This window comes from Mycoplasmopsis gallinarum DSM 19816 (genome assembly GCF_000621085.1).
In the GTDB taxonomy this organism is placed as follows: domain Bacteria; phylum Bacillota_I; class Bacilli_A; order Mycoplasmatales; family Metamycoplasmataceae; genus Mycoplasmopsis; species Mycoplasmopsis gallinarum.
Genome location: NZ_JHZE01000008.1, coordinates 90,715 through 111,008, shown reverse-complemented (window position 1 = coordinate 111,008; position 20,294 = coordinate 90,715). Strand labels below are relative to the sequence as shown.

General features: G+C 26.4%; 20 protein-coding genes, 9 tRNA genes and 1 rRNA gene. 13 read left to right on the top strand and 17 right to left on the bottom strand.

Going from position 1 to position 20,294, the window contains the following annotated elements:
* The first annotated feature begins 55 nt into the window (after positions 1–55).
* The 3 genes from ftsY (at position 56) to rpmG (ending at position 1,575) form a co-directional block, all read left to right on the top strand.
* Positions 56–1,105 (top strand): signal recognition particle-docking protein FtsY, encoded by a 1,050-nt coding sequence (ftsY, locus tag Q346_RS0101685; protein WP_027332794.1) that lies wholly within the window; start codon positions 56–58, stop codon positions 1,103–1,105.
* 2 nt (positions 1,106–1,107) lie between these two features.
* Positions 1,108–1,344, top strand: coding sequence for a sigma factor-like helix-turn-helix DNA-binding protein (locus tag Q346_RS0101680; protein ID WP_027332793.1), 237 nt, complete (start codon positions 1,108–1,110; stop codon positions 1,342–1,344).
* A 78-nt stretch (positions 1,345–1,422) separates the two neighbouring features.
* On the top strand, positions 1,423–1,575 hold the full coding sequence (gene rpmG / locus Q346_RS0101675) for a 50S ribosomal protein L33 (RefSeq protein WP_027332792.1): 153 nt from the start codon (positions 1,423–1,425) through the stop codon (positions 1,573–1,575).
* Positions 1,576–1,671: 96 nt separating this feature from the next.
* Here rpmG and Q346_RS0101670 read toward each other — a convergent pair whose 3' ends face one another.
* The 5 genes from Q346_RS0101670 to Q346_RS0101650 all read right to left on the bottom strand — a co-directional run bounded on the left by Q346_RS0101670 (position 1,672) and on the right by Q346_RS0101650 (position 2,565).
* Positions 1,672–2,079: a large conductance mechanosensitive channel protein MscL gene (locus Q346_RS0101670; protein ID WP_027332791.1), complete on the bottom strand. Its 408-nt coding sequence runs from the start codon at positions 2,077–2,079 to the stop codon at positions 1,672–1,674.
* A gap of 92 nt (positions 2,080–2,171) precedes the next feature.
* Positions 2,172–2,247: transfer RNA gene (locus Q346_RS0101665), tRNA-Val, on the bottom strand.
* A 4-nt stretch (positions 2,248–2,251) separates the two neighbouring features.
* Positions 2,252–2,327: transfer RNA gene (locus Q346_RS0101660), tRNA-Glu, on the bottom strand.
* 4 nt (positions 2,328–2,331) lie between these two features.
* Positions 2,332–2,406, bottom strand: a tRNA-Asn gene (locus Q346_RS0101655).
* Between the two features lie 85 nt (positions 2,407–2,491).
* Positions 2,492–2,565 (bottom strand) — tRNA-Gly (locus Q346_RS0101650).
* A 242-nt stretch (positions 2,566–2,807) separates the two neighbouring features.
* On the opposite strand from Q346_RS0101650, the gene metK reads away from it, so the two are divergent.
* Positions 2,808–3,992: a methionine adenosyltransferase gene (gene metK / locus Q346_RS0101645; protein WP_036437920.1), complete on the top strand. Its 1,185-nt coding sequence runs from the start codon at positions 2,808–2,810 to the stop codon at positions 3,990–3,992.
* A gap of 218 nt (positions 3,993–4,210) precedes the next feature.
* Here metK and rrf read toward each other — a convergent pair.
* Positions 4,211–4,316: ribosomal RNA gene (gene rrf, locus Q346_RS0101635) — 5S ribosomal RNA — on the bottom strand.
* A gap of 60 nt (positions 4,317–4,376) precedes the next feature.
* On the opposite strand from rrf, the gene Q346_RS03795 reads away from it, so the two are divergent.
* The 6 genes from Q346_RS03795 (at position 4,377) to rlmD (ending at position 8,696) form a co-directional block, all read left to right on the top strand.
* Entirely contained in the window at positions 4,377–5,201 is an 825-nt protein-coding gene (locus Q346_RS03795) for an MAGa3780 family membrane protein (protein ID WP_051521789.1), read from the top strand.
* Positions 5,202–5,316: 115 nt separating this feature from the next.
* Positions 5,317–5,392: transfer RNA gene (locus tag Q346_RS0101625), tRNA-Thr, on the top strand.
* A gap of 57 nt (positions 5,393–5,449) precedes the next feature.
* Positions 5,450–5,534 (top strand) — tRNA-Leu (locus Q346_RS0101620).
* A 121-nt stretch (positions 5,535–5,655) separates the two neighbouring features.
* On the top strand, positions 5,656–6,261 hold the full coding sequence (gene ruvA, locus Q346_RS0101615) for a Holliday junction branch migration protein RuvA (RefSeq protein ID WP_027332788.1): 606 nt from the start codon (positions 5,656–5,658) through the stop codon (positions 6,259–6,261).
* Positions 6,236–7,192, top strand: a complete 957-nt coding sequence (gene ruvB / locus Q346_RS0101610) for a Holliday junction branch migration DNA helicase RuvB (protein ID WP_027332787.1) — start codon at positions 6,236–6,238, stop codon at positions 7,190–7,192. The genes ruvA and ruvB overlap by 26 nt, the downstream gene beginning before the upstream one ends.
* Before the next feature lie 211 nt (positions 7,193–7,403).
* Positions 7,404–8,696 (top strand): 23S rRNA (uracil(1939)-C(5))-methyltransferase RlmD, encoded by a 1,293-nt coding sequence (rlmD, locus tag Q346_RS0101605; protein ID WP_081774426.1) that lies wholly within the window; start codon positions 7,404–7,406, stop codon positions 8,694–8,696.
* Positions 8,697–8,730: 34 nt separating this feature from the next.
* Here the strand turns inward: rlmD and rplL are convergent, their stop codons facing one another.
* Complete coding sequence (gene rplL, locus Q346_RS0101600) at positions 8,731–9,099, bottom strand: 50S ribosomal protein L7/L12 (protein WP_027332785.1); 369 nt, start codon at positions 9,097–9,099, stop codon at positions 8,731–8,733.
* Between the two features lie 37 nt (positions 9,100–9,136).
* The gene (gene rplJ, locus Q346_RS0101595) at positions 9,137–9,631 is read right to left on the bottom strand and encodes a 50S ribosomal protein L10 (RefSeq protein WP_027332784.1); all 495 of its coding nucleotides are present in this window, start codon (positions 9,629–9,631) and stop codon (positions 9,137–9,139) included.
* A 191-nt stretch (positions 9,632–9,822) separates the two neighbouring features.
* Between rplJ and Q346_RS0101590 the strand changes: the two genes are divergently transcribed.
* Positions 9,823–10,311: an MAG0490 family ComEA-like DNA-binding protein gene (locus Q346_RS0101590; RefSeq protein WP_027332783.1), complete on the top strand. Its 489-nt coding sequence runs from the start codon at positions 9,823–9,825 to the stop codon at positions 10,309–10,311.
* Positions 10,312–11,605: 1,294 nt separating this feature from the next.
* Here Q346_RS0101590 and Q346_RS0101575 read toward each other — a convergent pair.
* The 7 genes from Q346_RS0101575 to mnmE form a co-directional block, all read right to left on the bottom strand.
* Positions 11,606–11,682: transfer RNA gene (locus Q346_RS0101575), tRNA-Arg, on the bottom strand.
* A 3-nt stretch (positions 11,683–11,685) separates the two neighbouring features.
* Positions 11,686–11,761, bottom strand: a tRNA-Cys gene (locus tag Q346_RS0101570).
* 144 nt (positions 11,762–11,905) lie between these two features.
* A complete protein-coding gene (locus tag Q346_RS0101565; RefSeq protein WP_027332781.1) occupies positions 11,906–12,901 on the bottom strand; it encodes an NAD(P)H-dependent glycerol-3-phosphate dehydrogenase in 996 nt (331 codons plus the stop codon).
* 8 nt (positions 12,902–12,909) lie between these two features.
* Positions 12,910–13,308 carry a hypothetical protein gene (locus Q346_RS0101560; RefSeq protein ID WP_027332780.1) on the bottom strand — a complete coding sequence of 133 codons (399 nt, stop codon included), beginning with the start codon at positions 13,306–13,308 and terminating at the stop codon, positions 12,910–12,912.
* A gap of 9 nt (positions 13,309–13,317) precedes the next feature.
* Entirely contained in the window at positions 13,318–14,103 is a 786-nt protein-coding gene (gene rsmA / locus Q346_RS0101555) for a 16S rRNA (adenine(1518)-N(6)/adenine(1519)-N(6))-dimethyltransferase RsmA (RefSeq protein WP_027332779.1), read from the bottom strand.
* Positions 14,087–14,857, bottom strand: a complete 771-nt coding sequence (locus Q346_RS0101550) for a TatD family hydrolase (protein ID WP_027332778.1) — start codon at positions 14,855–14,857, stop codon at positions 14,087–14,089. Before Q346_RS0101550 ends, rsmA begins: the two co-directional genes overlap by 17 nt.
* 6 nt (positions 14,858–14,863) lie before the next feature.
* Complete coding sequence (mnmE, locus tag Q346_RS0101545) at positions 14,864–16,219, bottom strand: tRNA uridine-5-carboxymethylaminomethyl(34) synthesis GTPase MnmE (RefSeq protein WP_027332777.1); 1,356 nt, start codon at positions 16,217–16,219, stop codon at positions 14,864–14,866.
* Between the two features lie 43 nt (positions 16,220–16,262).
* On the opposite strand from mnmE, the gene fmt reads away from it, so the two are divergent.
* The gene (gene fmt, locus Q346_RS0101540) at positions 16,263–17,102 is read left to right on the top strand and encodes a methionyl-tRNA formyltransferase (RefSeq protein WP_198763695.1); all 840 of its coding nucleotides are present in this window, start codon (positions 16,263–16,265) and stop codon (positions 17,100–17,102) included.
* Between the two features lie 11 nt (positions 17,103–17,113).
* Here the strand turns inward: fmt and Q346_RS0101535 are convergent, their stop codons facing one another.
* Together Q346_RS0101535 and Q346_RS0101530 are read right to left on the bottom strand one after the other, a co-directional pair.
* The gene (locus Q346_RS0101535; protein ID WP_027332775.1) at positions 17,114–18,859 is read right to left on the bottom strand and encodes an MATE family efflux transporter; all 1,746 of its coding nucleotides are present in this window, start codon (positions 18,857–18,859) and stop codon (positions 17,114–17,116) included.
* Positions 18,860–18,979: 120 nt separating this feature from the next.
* Positions 18,980–19,055 (bottom strand) — tRNA-Thr (locus Q346_RS0101530).
* A 91-nt stretch (positions 19,056–19,146) separates the two neighbouring features.
* Between Q346_RS0101530 and Q346_RS0101525 the strand changes: the two genes are divergently transcribed.
* Positions 19,147–20,262, top strand: coding sequence for a J domain-containing protein (locus tag Q346_RS0101525; protein ID WP_027332774.1), 1,116 nt, complete (start codon positions 19,147–19,149; stop codon positions 20,260–20,262).
* Positions 20,263–20,294: the final 32 nt, after the last annotated feature.

The window sequence follows — 20,294 nt, the reverse complement described above, 5'->3', positions numbered from 1 at the left end:
TTAAATTTTATATATAAAATTTATAATTAATGCATAAATTACTCAAGGAGTTATGATGGGTTTTTTTAATTATTTGAAAAATAAATTATTTAAGAAAAAAGATGATGACAGCGCAGAATTAGAAAAGAAATCTGCACAAATTGAAGAAAAAGCCAAAATTGAATTAGCTGAAAGTGAAAAATTAGATAAATACAAAACTGGTTTATCAAAATCAAGCTCACTTGGTTTAAAAATCTTAGAATTACAACAAAAACACAATAAGATTAATGAAGATTTTTATGAAGAACTTGAAGAAATTTTAATTATGTCTGATATTAATGCTAAATTAGTTTATGCAATCATTAGCCATATTAGAAATGAAGTTTCTAAAAGGAATTTAACTGATCCTAAATTAATTGGTGAATTAGTTGCTGATCAAATGTTTGTTATTTATACCAATAATTCTATCGTTGATACTAATTTAAATTATGAAAATAACCGTTTAAATGTTTTCATTTTTATTGGAGTTAATGGATCTGGCAAAACTACTTCAATTGCTAAAATTGCACATAAATATATTCAAGCAGGTAAAAAAGTTTTAATCGCTGCTGGCGACACATTTAGAGCTGGTGCGGTCAGCCAATTAGAAATTTGAGCGCAAAGAGTGGGTGCAGATATAGTTAAAAGTGAAAAAGAAAATGCTGATCCAGCTAGTGTTGTTTATCAAGCTTTAGAAAAAGCTAAAAATGAGAATTATAATTTATTATTAATTGATACAGCCGGCAGATTGCAAAATAAAATTAATTTAATGCGTGAATTAGAAAAAATTTATGCAATTATTAATCGTTTTCAATCCGGTGCGCCTCATGAATGTCTTTTAGTTTTAGACTCAACAACAGGACAAAATGGTATTAGTCAAGCTAAACATTTTTCAGAAGTTGCTAAATTAACAGGAATTATTTTAACCAAAATGGATGGAACTTCTAAAGGTGGAATTGTTTTATCGATTAAAGATGAATTTGACTTAAATGTTAAATATATTGGACTCGGTGAAGGTGTTGAAGATTTAGCTGAATTTGATTTAGAAAAATTTATTTATGCAATGACAAGAGATTTAATAAATTAATCATGAACGATAATATTAATGATTTAATTAAAAGAGAAGAACTTATTACTTTATTCGAAACTTACCAAGATTTTTTAACTCAAATTCAAAAACAAGCTTTCATTTTATATTTTTATGAAAATTTATCATATCAAGAAATAGCAAATGAAACTGCTACTTCTCGTTCTGCTGCTTATGATAGCGTTAACAAAGCAATTAAAAAATTGCAAAATATTCAACAAAAATTAAAAAAAATGTAAAATGTCCTTATTAATATTAAATAAACATTCTTAATGTTATAATTATGGCATTATTTAGCAAATATAGGAGGTTTAAAAATGGCAAGAGAAGGATTTACATTAGCGTGTGCTAACTGCAAAATGGAAAACTACATCAGTAAAAAAAATAAAAAAAATCATCCTGAAAAAGTAGAACTTTCTAAATATTGTGCAAAATGCAACCAACATACAAATCACAAAGAAAAAAAATAATCTTACTTACAAAAACTGCTTTATGCAGTTTTTTATTTTTCATTATTTTTACGAATGGAAAATAAAAACGATGCATTTGCATCGTCTTTCACTTTCCTATTTTTTGTTTTCTAATTTTTTATTAAGTTCTTTTAATTCAGCAAGAATTAATTCTTCGGTTGTAGGTTTTACTTCAACAACAGGAGCTGGATTTTTCTTTGCTTTATGAGCTTTTACTAAATTAACAATGTAAAAACCAAATCATAATGCAACAAAAATAACTACTGCTACAATTAAGAATGAAATTAAAGCAGATAAGAATTTACCAATTAAAACTGGTCCTGCAGTTAAATCAGCAACTGATGCTACTTTGAAGTAAGCAGCAATTGCTGCCATAATCACATCATTAGCTAATGAACTAACAACTGCGTTGAAAGCTGTACCTAATAATAAACCGATTGCAAGCATAAACATGTTGCCACGTTTAACAACATTTCATGCGTCTTTTCCTGATTTTTTAAACATAAGTTTTATTTTAACACAAAAAAATGTTTAAAAAAATTGACAATTAAAAATTAAAAAAGAAAAAAAGCAACTTTTGGTTGCTTTCTGACATATGGTGGAGAGTAAGGGGCTCGAACCCATGACCCACGCCTTGTAAGGGCGTTGCTCTCCCAACTGAGCTAACTCTCCAAAATGGCAGTCTGTACGGGGATCGAACCCGTGCGTGCATGGATGAAAACCATGTGTGTTAACCGCTTCACCAACAGACCATAATGGCGCCGATTACAAGGATCGAACTTGTGACCAACTGGTTAACAGCCAGCTGCTCTACCGCTGAGCTAAATCGGCACTTATAAAATGCTAACTAATTATATACATAAATTTATTTTTATTAAATAATTTTTTTAACATTTTATTTAGGTGATTAAACATATGGAGGAAACGAGGGGAATCGAACCCCCATAGTCAGCATGGCAAGCTGATATTTTGCCATTAAATTACGTTTCCGCTTAATGCAAAATAATATTAGCATATTTTTAACTTTTTTCGTAAAAAATTAAAAATTTTAATTTTGTTTTGCTTCTTCATTTTGATAGTTATAATAAATTCAAACATTTAGAGTTGCTGAGTTAATCACTGTGAAGCATGCCAACCTACAATAAAAGCAAGGTGGAAGATGAGGGGTATTTACCTAACATGTCTCATGAAATTTCAGTCTCTTGTGTTTTAAAATAACATGAGGAGCTATTATGATAATAAAAAATTTATTTACAAGTGAATCTGTCGGTGTCGGACATCCAGATAAACTTTGTGACCAAATTTCAGATGCTGTGCTTGATGCCTATTTAACCCAAGACATAAATGCTAGAGTAGCTGTTGAAACCATGGCCTCTGGTAAATTAATCGTCGTTTCTGGAGAAATTACTTCAACTGCTAATGTTGATATTGAAAAAATTGTTAAAGATGTTTTTCAAAGAGCTAATCAATGAAATGATGAAATTCAAATTTTGATCAATATTCAAAAACAAAGTCCAGATATTGCTCAAGGTGTTGACTTATCTAATGGTGAAATTGGAGCAGGTGATCAAGGAATTATGTTTGGTTTTGCGACAAATGAAACTGCTGAATATATGCCTTTAGCCCTAACTTTAAGTCATGCGATATTAAAAGAAATTGAAAATTATCGTATCAATGAAGCTGATTTAAATCAAGAAAATCAAAAATTTCATCAACAAATTAAAAGTGATATGAAAAGTCAAGTAACAGTGGACTATAGTGGTTCAAAACCTATTATTGATACTGTTTTAGTTTCAGTTCAACATCTTGATTTTGCAAATGATAATGAAGAACAAGAATTTAAAAATTTTATTAGCAATAAAATTATTAAAGTTGTCTTAAACAAATATGGTTTTGAACAAGCGAAAAGAATTTTAATTAATCCAACTGGAAAATTTGTAATCGGTGGTATTGTTGGAGATACTGGTTTAACTGGTAGAAAAATTATTATGGATACTTATGGAGGAGCAGCAAAACATGGCGGAGGTGCTTTTAGTGGAAAAGATTCAACTAAAGTTGATCGCTCTGCAGCTTATGCTTGCCGTTGAATAGCAAAAAATTTAGTAGCTGCCGGTATTTTACCTAAAGTTGAAATTCAAGTTTCTTATGCTATTGGGATTGCTGAACCAACCTCAATTTATGTAGATACTTTTGGCTATGGTGATAATCAATATTTACAAAATATTATCCAAGTAATTAATGATGTTTTTGATCTTAGACCAAGCAGAATTATTCAAGCTTTAGAGTTGCGTAAACCAATTTTCGAGCAAACAGCTACTTTTGGACACTTTGGCAGAAATGATTTAGATTTACCTTGAGAAAGACTGAACAAAGTTGAAGAAATTAAAACAAAATTTAATCAACTTATGGTAAAATAACCTATATTTATTACGTATAAAGGAATTTATTGTGAGAAAAATTACTAGAAGAAAAAATAAAGAACGTGCTGCTAAAAGAGTACACAAAATCCAATTAGAACAAGCACGTGATAAAAGAAGAGCAGAAAGACTTCAAGCTCAAAATTAATTTAAGAAGATAATTATTAATATGACAGGCGCAAGCTTGTTTTATTTTTTTTATATAAAAAAGAAAATAAAAAAAGCAGCTCCCTATTTTCACCTTTCGGCTATCGTCGGCACTAAGATGCTTAACTACTGAGTTCGGAATGGGATCAGGTGTACCATCTTGCTATAACCACTTCGATAAATATATTACCATAATAAATTGGTAAATCAAAATATTTTTTATAAAATTTTTTCATTATGGAACAAATATTAAAATTTAAACAAAAAATAAAAAATTTAAATTGAAAACAAAAGACAACTTTTTCACTTTCAATTGTAATGGGTTTATTTTTTTTAAGTGCAATAATTATTAGTTGAATTGTTACAAGAAACTTAATGTTAAAAAATTTAAATAAATTAACTTTAGAAGAAAAGACACTTATTTTTCAAGCTGGTTATTTTCCTCGTATAATCCCTGAGTTTTGAGATATTACTTCTTATTTTACTTATATCTCAAATTTTCTTTTGATTGTTGCTTTCTTTTTATTTGCATTATTTACTAACAAAAAAAGTTTGCAAAGATTTGCTTTTTTAACCACAGTTTATATAACAATTACATTTAGTGTTTTTTGAACTTTAATTTTTCCAGAGAGTTTTAATGGAAAATTAAACCCTTGAAGTTTCTTTGCTTCACTGCTTGTGCATTTAATTAATCCAACTATTGGAATTATTTTATTAGGCATTAATAGAAAAGAAATTAATTTAAGTAAATGAACTATTAATTTAGCCCCTTTAACTTTATTAGGTTATTATTTAATTGCTCTTGTAATTTATTTTATTGGATTACCAGTTACTCAGGCTGTTGAAGAAATTAATGTTTCAGCCAGAGTTTTTAATGATACAAGATTAGTAATTTACCCATTTTTAAATTTCTTAAAACCATTATTTACTAATGGAGAAAATTTAACTTTAACTATTTTTCTTAATATAGTTGTAGTTGTAATGGGTTTAACTATTCCATATGCATTTGCTTGAATGTGAAAAGGAATTTACAAAATTAAAATTTTAAAAGTCAATCAATAAAAAATAGTATTTAATTAAAATCACAACGTTTATTAATGTTGTGATTTTAATTAAATTTTATTTTATAAAAAATATTGACTTTATTTTTTATTGTGTATAATTGTTTAGCAAACACGCCGGCTTAGCTCAGTTGGTAGAGCAACTGACTTGTAATCAGTAGGTCGTAGGTTCGAGTCCTATAGCCGGCACCATATGCTTAACTATAGATAGAAGTTATACTTGAAGGTGCAAATCCTTTACGAGCATAAGCGCGAATGGTGAAATTGGCAGACACGCTAGATTTAGGCTCTAGTGCTTTACGGCGTGAGGGTTCAAGTCCCTCTTTGCGCACCAATTGCAAATGCATCAATCAGCTACGGCTGATTTTTTTTACAAAATTTTGCTTAATTTTTTATTTTTTTTCTTTTGTTCTTCATTTTTCGATTAATTTCAATTAAAAATTGTAGGAGAAAAAATGATTTTATATAGATTTGGTGAAATAGTACATAAAAACAATAATAATTTAATTTTAGAATCTTATGGAACTGGATATTCTATTATGGTTCCAAATCATGAAAGATTTGAAGCTAAAACAAAAATTAAATTATTTTTAATAGAAATTAATAATGAATATCAAAAGAACACTTATGGATTTAAGGAATTTAAAGAAAGATTATTATTTCAAGATTTAATTTCAATTAATGGCATAGGGCCAAAATTAGCTTTTAATATTTTAGATAACGATTGAGAGAAAATTGTTGATTGAATAATTAATGAAAATATGGAAAATTTAACTAAAATTTCTTATTTAAGTCTTAAGACTGCAAAACTAATTATTTTTGAATTAAAAAATAAATGAAGCAAAATGATGAATAAAAACATCAATACTTCGAATAATAACAATGAACAAAAAGAACAAATAAATACTATTAAAGATACACTTAAAATGCTTGGTTTCAAAAATGAACAAATTCAAAATGCGATAAACAACATTGAGTTTGATAAAGATATCGAAACTAATATTGATCAAGCAATTCGATATATAAGCAAAGAATATGAAAAACCTAATATTAAGGCCTAGATTTTTTGAACAATTTATTGGACAGAAAAAATTAATAAAAACTTTAAAAGCAATGATTGAAGGTTCTAAAAATCGAAAAGAGCCATTAGATCATATACTTTTTTATGGCCCACCAGGCGTTGGAAAAACTTCATTGGCTACAATTATTGCGAATGAAACCGAAAGAAAAATTCATTTTTTACAAGGTTCATTACTTGAAAAAAAGTCTGATATTCTTTCCGTTTTTTCAGTTTTAAATGAAGGAGATATAGTATTTATTGATGAAATTCATAGCATAAACAAAAATGTAGAAGAATTAATTTATGGAGCAATGGAAGATTTTAAAATTGATATCATAATTGGTCCAGAAGGCGATTCCAAAGTTATGCGTATGAATTTGAAGAAATTTACACTTCTCGGCGCAACAACTCAAATTAATTTAATTAGTAAACCTTTAAAAGATAGATTCGGCTTAAAAGCTAAATTCAATATATATGAATTAGAAGAAATAAAAGAAATATTAAAACAAAGCGCAAAGACTTTAAATATAAAAATTGATGATAATAATTTGCTTGTAATTGCAGAGTATTCAAGAAATACGCCTAGAATTGCAAACCATTTATTAAAAAGAATTGACGATTTTGCTCAATTTAATAAATTAACTAATATTAATAAAAATTTAATAATAGAAACTTTTAAACATCTTGAATTATTTCCTCTCGGACTTACTCGTGAGCATATTGATTATTTAAACGTATTAAATGATCTTTTTAATGAAAAATTTGCTTCAATAAATACAATTTGTGGAATATTAAATGCCGATAAAAATAATTTAATAAATGATATTGAACCATTGTTAATTTTTCATCAATTTATAATTAAAAATGCAAGGGGTAGAAAAATTACAACTAAAGGAATCAATTATTTATTAAATATAAAATTTAAAAAATAATTATAAATTCAATTTTAGTATATAATATACACAATGCATTCGAGATGAATGATTACTAGTCCGATTAATGAGGATAGTTGCTTAAGAGTTTAATACTCCTTTCATTTAATAATTTTAAAAGTTTTATGCGTGAAACTTTTATTTTCTAATATCTTATATGTTAATCTTTAAAAGAGCTAAAAAAGCTCTTTTTTTATATTAAAATTAATAAATGTTAAAAGTAGAACAAATTTTTGAAAACGTAAAAATTACAGAACTTTCTTACGAAGGATATGGGATTTTAAAATCTCAAAATAAAACAATTTTGATTAAAAATGTTTTGCCAAATGAAATAGCTGATATTAAAATCACAAAAGTTACATCCAAAGTGGCTTACGCTGAAGTTATAAAATTTCATTTAAGGTCGAAAGAAAGAACAAATTTAGACTATCAAGATGATGCTCCATTGTTGATAATGCCTTATCAAAGGCAATTAGAATTTAAACAAGGAATTATAAGTAACCTTGTGAAAAGGAATTTGAATTTCAAACTAGATAACTTTATTGTTCCAAGTCCCTTAATTCTAAAATATAGAAATAAAATTAAATTTTTTGTTAAAGTCCTAAATAATCAAATTAATTTTGGCAGATATGAAAAATTAACAAATAAATTAGTTCTTGTTTCTGATTTTATTTTGGCAACCGATGGAATAAATCGCAGTATTCAAATCATTAAAAATATTTTTAATGATTGATTATCATTATTTTCTTCTGTTGAAGAAATAACAATAAGAGAGTCTAATTTGAATGGAGCTCAAATTTTAATTATTAAATCAAAAAAACATTTAAATCTGAATAAAACAAAAAATTTAATTTTCAATAATACTAAAATTGAGCAAATTGTTTGTGTTTCAAAAAATACAGTAGAAATTTATAATAAATTTGATTCTCATACTAATTTGTTAATGAATATAGAAAATCTTAAATTTGAAATTTCTTGAAATAGCTTTTTCCAAATCAATAATAGTCAGATTTTTAATCTTTATAATTTATTAATTGAAAATTTAAATTTAAACCAAAATCAATCATTATTAGATTTATATTGTGGAGTTGGAACTATCTCTTCATTTTTGGCTCTTAAAACCAAAAAAGTAATTGGTTTAGAAATTATTCCTGAAGCAGTTCAATTTGCAAAAAATAATGCTACTTTAAATCAAATAAATAATTTATTTTTCTTTGCTGGTGATGTTGAAAAAACAATAAAATTTGTTAAAAATGATGTTCAAACTATTGTTGTAGATCCACCAAGAGAAGGGCTTAGTGAACAAACAATCAAGTCTATTATTGATTTTAAACCAAAACAAATTGGTTATATTAGTTGTAATCCGCACACTTTTGTTCGAGATGCAAAGATTTTGCTTAATCATAATTATCGCATTAATTTTATGCAATCTGTTGATATGTTTCCTAATACTTATCACATTGAATTGGTTGCCGTTTTTTGTCAAAACGAAGAAAAAAAATAAACACTTTCGTGTTTATTTTTTAGTTTCATTAAAATTATTTAATGTCTACTGAAGCACCAGCTTCAACTAATTTAGCTTTAATGTCTTCAGCTTCTGCTGATGAAATGTTTTCTTTAACAACTGCTGGTAATGAAGAAACTAATTTGTTTGCAGCCATTAATTCTAAACCTAATAATTCTTTAACTGCTTTAACAATTGGTAATTTTTTACCGTTGTCAGCAACAATAACAACTGAAACTGTTGATTTTTCTTCAGCTTCAGCAGCAGCAGGAGCAGCAGCAACAGCAACTGCAGAAGGATCGATACCAAATTCTTCTTTCATTGCTTCTACTAATTCCATAACTTCTTTAATTGACATTTCTTTTAAAGCTTCAATAAAAGTTTGTTTTTCTAATTTAGCCATAATTTTCCTTTCGTTTATAACAAATATTAATTAATAATTATTCTTTTTCACTAAACATTTTTAATGAAAGAGAAAGTTGTTGTAATGGTGACATAAGTGAACGTGCAAGAATTGTAAGTGCTTCTTCATAGTTTGGTAAAGTAGCAACTTCTTGAACACCTTTTGCATCAATAACATTTTGTTCATAAATACCTGCTTTGTTTACAAATAATTTATTTTCTTTTGCAAAAGAAACACCTAATTTGAAAACAGCATTAGTATCATCACCAAAAATAAATAAGTTTGGTCCTGTTAAAAATTGATCTAAATCAATGTTTAATTCTTTAGCAGCTAATTTTAATAAACGGTTTTTAAAAACTTTAACTTGTAAATTTTGTTTTTTAGCTTCAACACGTAATTTAGTTAATTCAGCCACTGAAAGACCACGATATTCCGCAACAAGAAGTGTTTGTTTTGAAGATAATAAATCTTTAATTTCTTGAACTGTTTGTTCTTTTGCAATTCTTAAAGCAGATTTGTGATTTACGCTCATTTTTTCTCCTTTCATTTTAATGCAATACAAACAAAGAAAAGATTAAATATACATTTGGCAACATAATTAAGCTAGGCCGTTGCTTTCTTCACGTATTGCTTTTTAATTCTATTACAAAAAGAAAAAAGCATTATTTTATTTTTTTATTTTTTAAATAGTAAGTTTTAAATGAAAAATTAATTTAATAATGTATGAGAAAGAAAAAATATTTTTGGCTTTTTGTTGGTTTGTTTTCCTTATTTATCATTGGTTCATCTATTGCATTTAACACAAAACAAACCACAGTAATAAAAAAAGAAGAGGGAATTAAACCTTTTACCGTCAAAATTTATGGAGCTGTTAAAAATCCAATTGATCTTTCATTTAATAGATCAATTAAGTTGAAAGAATTAATTTCTCTTAGCAAACCCTTGCTAGAATCAGATTTATCAACAATAAATTTAAATTCAACTATAAATAAAAATTTCAAACTTGAAATACCATATAAACAAACAAAAATATCTATAAATAAGATAAAATCGTTAAAAGATTGACAAAATTTAAAAATTTCCAAAACAAGCGCATTAAAATTATTTAATTTACACAAACAAAATAAAATTAAATCTTGAAAAGATATTGAATCAATTTCTTCACTAAGTTCAAAAACTTTAAAAATTTTGAAAAGTCAAATAATTATTTAAGTTCTTTTTTTGGAATATTTTTATTTTATATTCTATGTAAAACATTTTGTCATATTTTGTTCGAACGTCTTTGAATAGTTCTGAGTGTAATTTCTATTTTTTTGATTTTACTTTTTGTTTATTGAATTAAATATTGAAAAATATTAATTTTTATTATTTTACTTTTAATTTTTTCTGAATTTTTTTTGAAAAATTCAGAAAATTCTTTTTTAAAGATTGGGCAAAAATATCTATTTGAAACTAATATTACAGAAGCAAATCAAAAATATTTTTTAATCAATTTTGAAAACGAAAGAATAATTTCTTATCAGCATGATTTTTCTCAATTTAATAAAGTTGAAATTGGTTCCAAAATTGTTATCGAAGGAACAATATTTAAATTTCAAAACAGCAACAGTTTATGAGCAATCAACAAAAATGTTAAATATATTCTTTCTGATACAACAATTCACCATATTCAAAAACCTAATATTTCGATTTTCAATTTAATCAATATTTTTAGTAGGGAACAAGGAGAAATCTTTGATAATTATTGAAAAATTTTTGTTTTTGGAGAAAAAGAAACGAATGGAGAATTAATAAAAAATACTCATTATTTGTCAATTATTCATTTAATAATAATTTCAGGGCTACACATTGATATTATTTTCTGAATGTTGAAAAAAGTTTTCTCAATTTTTAAAATAAAAATTGATTCTTTTTATTTTGCTTTCATTATAGTTTCGTTTTATATATTTTTTACATTCTCTTTTATTTCCCCAATAAGAGTTTTATTAGTTAAACTTTATGAAAAAATCAATAAAAAAGCTAGAAATTTTGACGGTTTAATTTTCTCACTTATTTTTTTATTCATTTTGCAAACAAAAATTTTTTTAAATTTAGGATTTTTACTTAGTTTTGGTAATTATTTCATTATAAAGTTGAATAAAAAACCTAATAATTTTTTGCAAAAAATAAAATTATTTTTCATTTTAAATATTTTTAATTCTTTTTTCATTATTTATTCTATTGGTAAATACAATTTATTTTCTGTATTTTGAATTTTAATATTTATGCCTGTCTTTGAATTTGTTTATTTAAGTTCGATTCTTCTTTTTTGATTACCTTATGTTCTGAATTTTATTTATTTTATTTTGCAAAGTTTAATTTCTATTAGTTTAAAAATTTCTATTTTCATTCCTTTTGGATTTTTTGACTTTCAATTTTTATATTTATGAATGTCCTTTTGATTTTTTGTTTTCATATTAATAAAAATAAAAAACACGAATAATCGTGTTTGGTCAAATAAATGATTTGGCGCGCCCAAGAAGAGTCGAACTCCTAACCTTTTGGTCCGTAGCCAAACGCTCTGTCCAATTGAGCTATGGGCGCATATGGAGGCACTAACGGGATTCGAACCCGTAAATCAAAGTTTTGCAGACTTATGCCTTGGCCGTTTGGCTATAGTGCCATACGTACTTTATTATATTACATAAGTCTTAAAAACTAATACAATTATATACATTATTAAAAAAATATAATTATTTTTATTTTTTAATTATAACCTTCTTTTATTCGAATAAAAAATGCACTAAATTAGTGCAATTTATTTAAATTAATATTTTTTAATGAAATCTAGCAGCTCTGTTTGAGGTTTATTATTGAATAAAACATCAATTATATTTTCAAAAAAGGGAACATGAATTTTTAAATCTTTTAAAATTGATTTAAAGATATTTGCCGTTCTATAACCTTCTACTGTTTTAGTATTCATTTCTAGAGCTTTTTGTACCCCATATTCTCCGACTTGAAGTCCAAAAGAAAAATTTCTACTTTTTTCAGAAGAACAAGTTAAAAAGATGTCCCCTATTCCTGCTAAATCAAAGGCTATTTCATCATCTGCTTTTTCAAAAAGAGCTTTATAAATTTTATTTATTTCTTTAACTCCTATTGATAATAAAGCGGCTTGCGGATTTTTTAAATCTGGATTTGAATATTGATTAATTCCAAGACCAATTGCTAAAACATTTTTAAGTGCAGCAAATAATTCTGCTCCTTGTTCATTAGTGTTAATAACTAATTTAAATTTGTCATTATTAAATAATGCTGCTACTCATTCAAGAAATATTTGATTTATACCAACTATATTAGCCATTGTCATTACATTTTGAAATACTTCAACAGCAAATGAAGGACCAATTAGAGTAGCACAATTTTCCAATCTATTACCGAATTCTTTCTTTATTACTTCAGAAAAAAAATTTTTTGTTTTTGAATCAATTCCCTTTGCTACATTTAAAATATTTAATTTTTTAGAATCTGAATTTTCTAAAATTTTAGGAATTACAGAATCAAAAGCGGCTGAAGGAACTGCTAAAACTATTAAATCTGTTCCCTCTAACGCTTTTTTTAAATCGTTTGTTGCTTGTAATAAATTTGGATTATTAAATTTTGAATTGCCAAAATATTTTGTATTTAAACCATTATTAATATCATCTATTTCTTTTTGGTCTATTCCTCACATTGTAACAAAATGATTATTTTTAGTTAAAACTGTTGCAAGCCCACTTGCTCAAGCTCCTGTACCAATAAAAGTTATTCTTTTCTGCATTTTTTTCCTTAAAAATTAATTTTTTTGATGCTTGCAAAATTAAAACTTAAAATTTGAGACAATTTATAAAGTTTTAATGCTTTTTCAATATTTTTGTTTTCTTGGTGTTTTATTGCTTTGATTATTAAAATAAATCCTGCAAAAAAATCAATTCCAACGAAAATAATAACTATTCCCAAGATGTAAAGTAGTATTTCACTAGCCAAATTAATTTCTGTTGATTTAAATGCATATTTCGCAATAATAGTTCCAACAATTAAAACAATTCCTAGTAATAAAAGCAATGTTCCTCAAATTACTCTTGTTTTAACAAAAGATTTAAACTTTTTATTTTCCTTTTCATCTTTACTTTTTTTAGATGAAATTAATTCATGAAAATTGTATTCATAAATGTAATTGTAAATCATTCATTCTCCTTATTTTTCGTTTAACAAATAGTACATTTCTACCATTTGATTCAAGCTCAATTCTTGAACTCTGATATTTTCTGATAAATTCATTTTATTATATAAATCTAAAATTTTTTCTTTATTAAAGTGTTGTTTTAACGAAAAACTTAATTTTTTTCTTCTGGTTGAAAAAATTAATTTAAAAAAATTTTTTAATTCATCAAAATTATCGTTTTCTTTTTGGTAAAAATTGAAACTAATAATTGCGGAATCTACATTTGGCGCCGGATCAAATTCTTTTTTAGGCACAACCAATAATTTTTTAACTTCTGCTACATATTGGCAAGTGACAGAAAGTTTAGAATATTCGCTTGAGTTTGCTTTTGCAACTATTCTATCTGCCACTTCTTTTTGTACCATTAAAATCGCTTTTTTGAATAAAAATCTATTATCTAAAATTTTAAAAATTATTTCGCTGGTTATGTAATAAGGAATATTGCCTATAACAACAGAATTTTTAAAATCGCTTAATTCGGCTTTTAAAAAATCACCAAGTATTATTTGCTCTGTTTTTAAAATATCATTTTCTATTAGATAATTTTGCATGTCCTTATCAATCTCAAAAACAATTAAATCTTTTGTTTTTTTTAAAATTTCTTTTGTTAAAGCACCTTTGCCTGGTCCTATTTCAATCACTGAATCAGTTGAAGTTATTTTTGCTAAATCAACTATTTTTTTTGTTATTGCTTTATTTTTTAAAAAATTTTGTCCAAAATATTTTTTTGCTTTAATGTTTTTATTTTCTTGATACATCTAATTTGAATAATCCTTTTGCATTTTTTAATACTTGATCAGCAAATTTTTCAATTGGCATTTTTTTAATTCCAGCAATAAAGTGAGTAGTGAAAATAACATAATTAGAATAATTTATATTTCCTCTTTTAGCGGCTGGACTTAAGTATGGCGCATCAGTTTCTGTTAAAATTCTATCTACTGGTAATCAATCTAAAACTTCAATTGTTTCTTTTGCGTTTTTATAAGTGCTAACTCCGCTAAAACTAAAATAGCATCCTAATTCATAAAATTTTTTGGCTCAATCTAAATTTCCGCTATATGTGTGAATCATAAATTTCACATTTGGAAATTTCTTTAGTATGTCATATAGGTCTTCATAAGCGTCTCTCATATGAATAACAACAGGTAAATTAAATTTTTCAGCTACTTTTATTTGAGAAATTAAAGATTCTTTTTGCAATTCTGGTGTTTTATCTTTTCAATAATAATCTAGTCCTATTTCTCCAATTCCTTTAACTTCTTTTGTGATTTGTTTTTTTAAATTAATTCCGTCTGTTGCACCATTTACTTCTGTTGGGTGAATTCCAATAACCGGAAATGTATAATCAAAATGTGAGCAAATTTTAATAACTTCTTCATTTTCGGCTAAATTACAGCCTGTAATCATCATTACTTTAACGCCTTTGCTATAAGCTTTTTCTATTGATTGATAATTATCTTTATAATATTGTTTAATTGGATGACAATGGGCATCTACATATTTTATTGACATTTTTTTCTACTTTCCAAGACAAAAGTTTTTAAACATTTCATCTAATAAATTTTCGTTATCTGCTCTACCTGAAATATCTTCTAAATTAGCTCAAGCTCTTCTAATATCAACTATGGTTAAATCAGGATCATTATTGTTATTTAAAGTTTTAATTGCTTCATCAATATTTAATTTTGCTTGTTTAATTAATGAAATTTGTCTTGTATTGTTTAAAAACTCATCATTATTTAATTCATTTAAGTTTACAAAACTTGTCATTTTTTCTTCAAGTTGATTAATTTCTTTATTTTTAGAGCTAATATAAATGTATTCATCGTTAAAATTATTAATATTTTTTTCTAATAAATCTGACTTGTTTACAACTTTAATTAAATATTTGTTAAATTTTTTTGCAAGTTCATCGACTTTTTCATCAAAATGATTTCTTTGCTGTGTTGGTTCTTCGATGTGAAGCACAATATCGGCTTTTTCAATTTGTTCAAATGATTTTTCGATTCCTATTTTTTCTATTTTACCGTCAGTTTCTCTTATTCCAGCAGTATCAATTAGTTTAAATAAAATTCCGTTTATTTGATATGAAGCTTCTACAATATCTCTTGTTGTTCCTGCTTCATCCGTAACAATTGCTTTTTCTTCATTTAAAAGCAAATTTAAAATTGATGATTTACCTACATTAGGTTTTCCTACAATTGCAACTTTAATTCCTTCAAAAATTAATCTTGAATTTTCACTAATTTTAATTATTTGTGCTAATCTTTCTGAAAAATTAGTTAATTTAAATATTAATTCTTTAGTTAAAACATTTTCAACATCATCATATTCTGGATAATCAATATTGACTTCAATTGCACCAATTATATAAACAAGATCTTTTATTAATTTATCCAATAAATCTGAAGTTTTATTATTGAACTTTTTAACTGCTAATTTTACTTGTTGTTCTGTTTGTGCATGAATTAATTCGTTGATTGATTCAGCTTTAATTAAATCCATTTTTCCATTTAAAAATGATCTTCTTGAAAATTCTCCGGGTAATGCAAGTCGTGCTCCATTTGCTAAAATAAGTTCCAAGATTTTATTCGTAATCAGAATTCCACCATGGCAAGCAATTTCTACTGTGTCTTCACCTGTAAAAGTGTTTTTCCCTTTAAATCAAGATACTAAAACTTCATCTAATAATTCATTGTTATTTAAATTATCTAAAATTCTTCCAAAAGTGATTTTTTGACTTTCATTTGGAACTTTACCATCAAAAAACTTTTTAGTTATTTCGAAGCTTTCAGATCCACTAATTCTAATAATCGAAATTGCTTGATTAATTTTTCCACCTGAACTAATTGCTGCAATTGTATCTTTAAACATAAGACTCCTTTTGTTTTTAAATATATAAATTATAATGAAATTTATGATAAAAATTGTATTAGCTGGTACACCTAATTTTGCAGTGCCTATTTTTGAAGAAATTATTAAAAATTTTAATGTTGTTGCTATCATATCTCAACCTGATCGGCCAAGTGGAAGAGGGCATAAATTTATACCTACTCCAACTAAACAGTTAGCAGAAAAATATAACATTCCTTGTTATCAACCTGAAAAAATTGGTGAAATTTATGACGATTTAGCTAAATTGGATTATGACTTTTTAATTACTGCTGCTTTTGGACAATTTATTCCTTCTAGAGTTTTATCTTTAGCTAAAAAACTAAATTTAAATATTCATGGTTCACTTTTACCTAAATATAGAGGAGCAAGTCCGATTCAATATTCACTCCTAAATGGTGATAAAGAAACTGGTATTTCATTGATGGAAATGATTAAAGAAATGGATGCTGGAGATATTTTTAAAACTTTAAAAATATCTATTGATCCTTCTGATACTTCTGATATTTTAATGGCAAAACTTTCTCAAGCCACTGCAAAAAATATCACAAATTGAATTAACGAAATTATTCAAGGTGATTTTCAAAGAATTGTACAAGATTCTGCTAAAGTTAGTTTTAGCCCCAAATTAGAAAAGGGAAAAGGCTTTATTAATTCAAGCTTAAATGTGGATGAAGCTTTAAATATAATTCGTGCTTATTCTTCAAATCCTTGCGCATATTCATATATTGATAACAAAAGAGTTAAAATATTTTTTGCTACTAAAGAATTCACTAAAAATGCTCCTATAATAAATTTAAAAGATGGGGTTATATATTTGACTGATTATATGTTTGATAGTAAAAAAAGAGTTGTTCTAAAATAAAAATAGCCAAATTATTGGCTATTTTTTTGTTCCGCTAATTGTGCATTAGCAAAAAATTGATGTTCAATTTTTCTTGATCAAGAAACCTTGCTTTGATCAATTTTTGGTAATTTTTTGGTTAAATAATGTCATGATCAAGCTAATAAAGTTAAAGAAGCAATCAAACTATTTATTATATAAGCACTAATAATAATTCAGTTTGCAGCTAAAGCGTTATTTTGTCCAAGAAACGCTCAATAAGCTAATCCTAAACCGATTGGCATAATTACAGCAAAACAAATAAAATTTTCTCACATTGAAGCCAAAATTGATTTTTCAACGTCATTAGTTGCTTGAAAGACCAATAATGAACTAATAGAAAAGGAAATGGCCACTACTCTTAAAGTCATAATTTGAATAAATCGGCTTGTAGCAGGAATTAATTCATTATTTACATTTAAAGCAATAACTCATAAATTATTTGCAGTGAAGAAAACAAAAACATAAACGATTAATGAATAAGAAACAGCTACTAAAAGAGTTCATAAGTAAATTTCTTTACATCTTTTAAAATTTCTCAAAGTGTAATTGTAGGCTAATAAACTTCTTGCTCCATCATTAATTCCAAAAATTGAAATTGCAAACAATGTGATGATTGGGGCTGATTTTGCTCAATAAAATTGGAAATGTCCAGGGTCGGCAAATCCTGGTTTAGATAATAATATATTGATAATTGCAAATGCGAAAGCCACTCCAAAAGAACGAATAAATCCATTAAAACCTAACAAGAAAGTTGGTAAAAGCATTTTTGAACTAAATTGAAATTTAAACAATTGACCTAATGACATTCATAAACGGCCCTTTTTGTGTTGAATGGCTGTATAAATTACATAAGCGGATAAATTAAATATTCATCCAATAATTGTGGCTCAAATTCCTCCAAGCACACCCATTTTAAATACAATGATGAATAAAGCATCGAGTGAAATATTAATTGCATTAGCTATAATTCCAATTCACATAACAAAAGAGTTATATCCTTCAGCTCTTATAAAATAAGCAAATAACCATGAAAGACCTTGTAAAATAGTGCCAGAAGCATAAATATAAATATAATTAGCAGCTCATTTTAAACTTAATTTATATGCCGCATTGTAAAAATCTTGTAAATTATCAATTTCACTTTGACTCATTCCTAAAGCCATAGCCTTAGTCGAATTCAATTCAGTTTTACCAGCTAATAATTTTAATAATCCGGCACCAACAAAAATAAAAGACATTAAAGTAGCTATCAAAGCCAAAACTACTGTTGCTCAAAACATAGTTGCTCATAAATTTTTGGCAGTTATTTCCATTTTTTTAGAAATACATTTTGTGTAATAAATTGATGCACCAACAGGAACTAAAAAAACTATTGAATTTGAAAAAATAATTAAGGGTTGAAATGCAGCATTGGTGGTTGATACCACGGAATTTGCAGTAATTCTAGCTAAATTTTCATTTGGCAACAATTGATTATATTTTTCAAATAAGCTAAAATAATCATTAAATGTTAAGCTTTGATTTGTCATATATGATGCAATTTCACCAATTTGATTATTAATCAAAACTTGTCTTGTCTGCGGCACAAATTGTTGAATGAAAATTTGATCAGCAAATGAATACAAACCAGCCATCATTGCAGTTAATAAAGAAGGAATAGTGACTATTCAAATTGCTTTTTTGACCGCTGTATTACCAAACAACTCTTGTGCTCGAGTATCGTTTTTGGTTTTCATTTTCTTTCCTTTCTATTTAATAAAATGTGTTTTATTATACTCTTTTTAAAATAAAAAACCAAAAACAACTCTTTATGTTTTTGGTTTTGTTATATTTGGCATAAATTCTAAATTTATAAATGGTGCCAACAACTGGACTTGAACCAGCGACCCCATCCTTACCATGGATGTGCTCTGCCGACTGAGCTATGATGGCATACTTTGATATTTTACTATAAAAAACAAAATAAGTAAATATAAAAAAATAATATTAGCACTTTAACATTTTATGTGCTAAAATAAATATCATGAGTAAAAAAGATTATTATGCTATTTTGGGAGTAAGTAAAACCGCTGATCAAAAAGAAATTAAAGCCGCATATCGCAAGCTTGCTTTACAATATCATCCTGATAAATTAAAAGATGGCTCAAGTGATGAAAAAATGCGTGAGCTTAATGAAGCTTATGAAGTTTTAAGTGATCCAGAAAAGAGAAGCAATTACGACAAATATGGAAGTGCTGAAGCTCCAAGAGGATTTGGGGGAATGCACTTCAATATGGGCGACTTTGCCGGTGGTTTTAGTAACTTCGGTGATATTTTTGGCGATATTTTTAGTTCATTTGGTGGGGGAAGAAGAACTAAAAATAGTGGTAAAAGAAATGGTGATAGCCTTCAGATGCGAGTTCAATTAACTTTTGATGAGGCCGTAAAAGGCGTTGAAAAAGTTTTCAAATTAAAAAAATATGAACTTTGTTCACATTGTCATGGGACTGGAGCAGAAAATCCATCTGATATCAAAGAGTGTGTCAAATGTAAAGGGACTGGGCACATAAAAGAAGTTAAAAATACTATTTTCGGGCAAATGGAAAGTATTGTTAATTGTGATGTTTGCCATGGCACAGGTAAAGAAATAACTAATAAATGTCACGAATGTAAAGGTAATAAATATATTGAAAAATTAAAATCTGTAACTGTAAGTATTCCTTCTGGAGTTGAAACTGGCGATCAATTTACTTTAACTGGTTATGGTGAACCTGGAATTAATGGCGGTGTACCAGGTGATTTAATTTTAGTTTATACAGTTAAAGAGCATCCGTATTTTAAACGTAATGGTTTGGATATTTATATTCCCGAATTTCCTATTTCATTTTTAGATATTATTAAAGAAAATGAAATTTATATTCCAACTCCTTATGGTAATGAAAAAGTTCAAATGAAAAGAACTTATCAAACTGACAAAATTTTAACTCTAAAAGGAAAAGGAATTAAAAAAGGTAACTTTGTAGGTGACTTGAAATTATCATTGAAAGTAATTATTCCTGATATTAAAGAAAAAGAAATCAAAAAAATGGCAGAAACTTTAACTGATTTTTCAGATAAATCTAATATCGAAATTGTTGAGAAAATTAACAAAGCAAAATAGGATAAATTCCTATTTTTTTTATTAGTGCTATT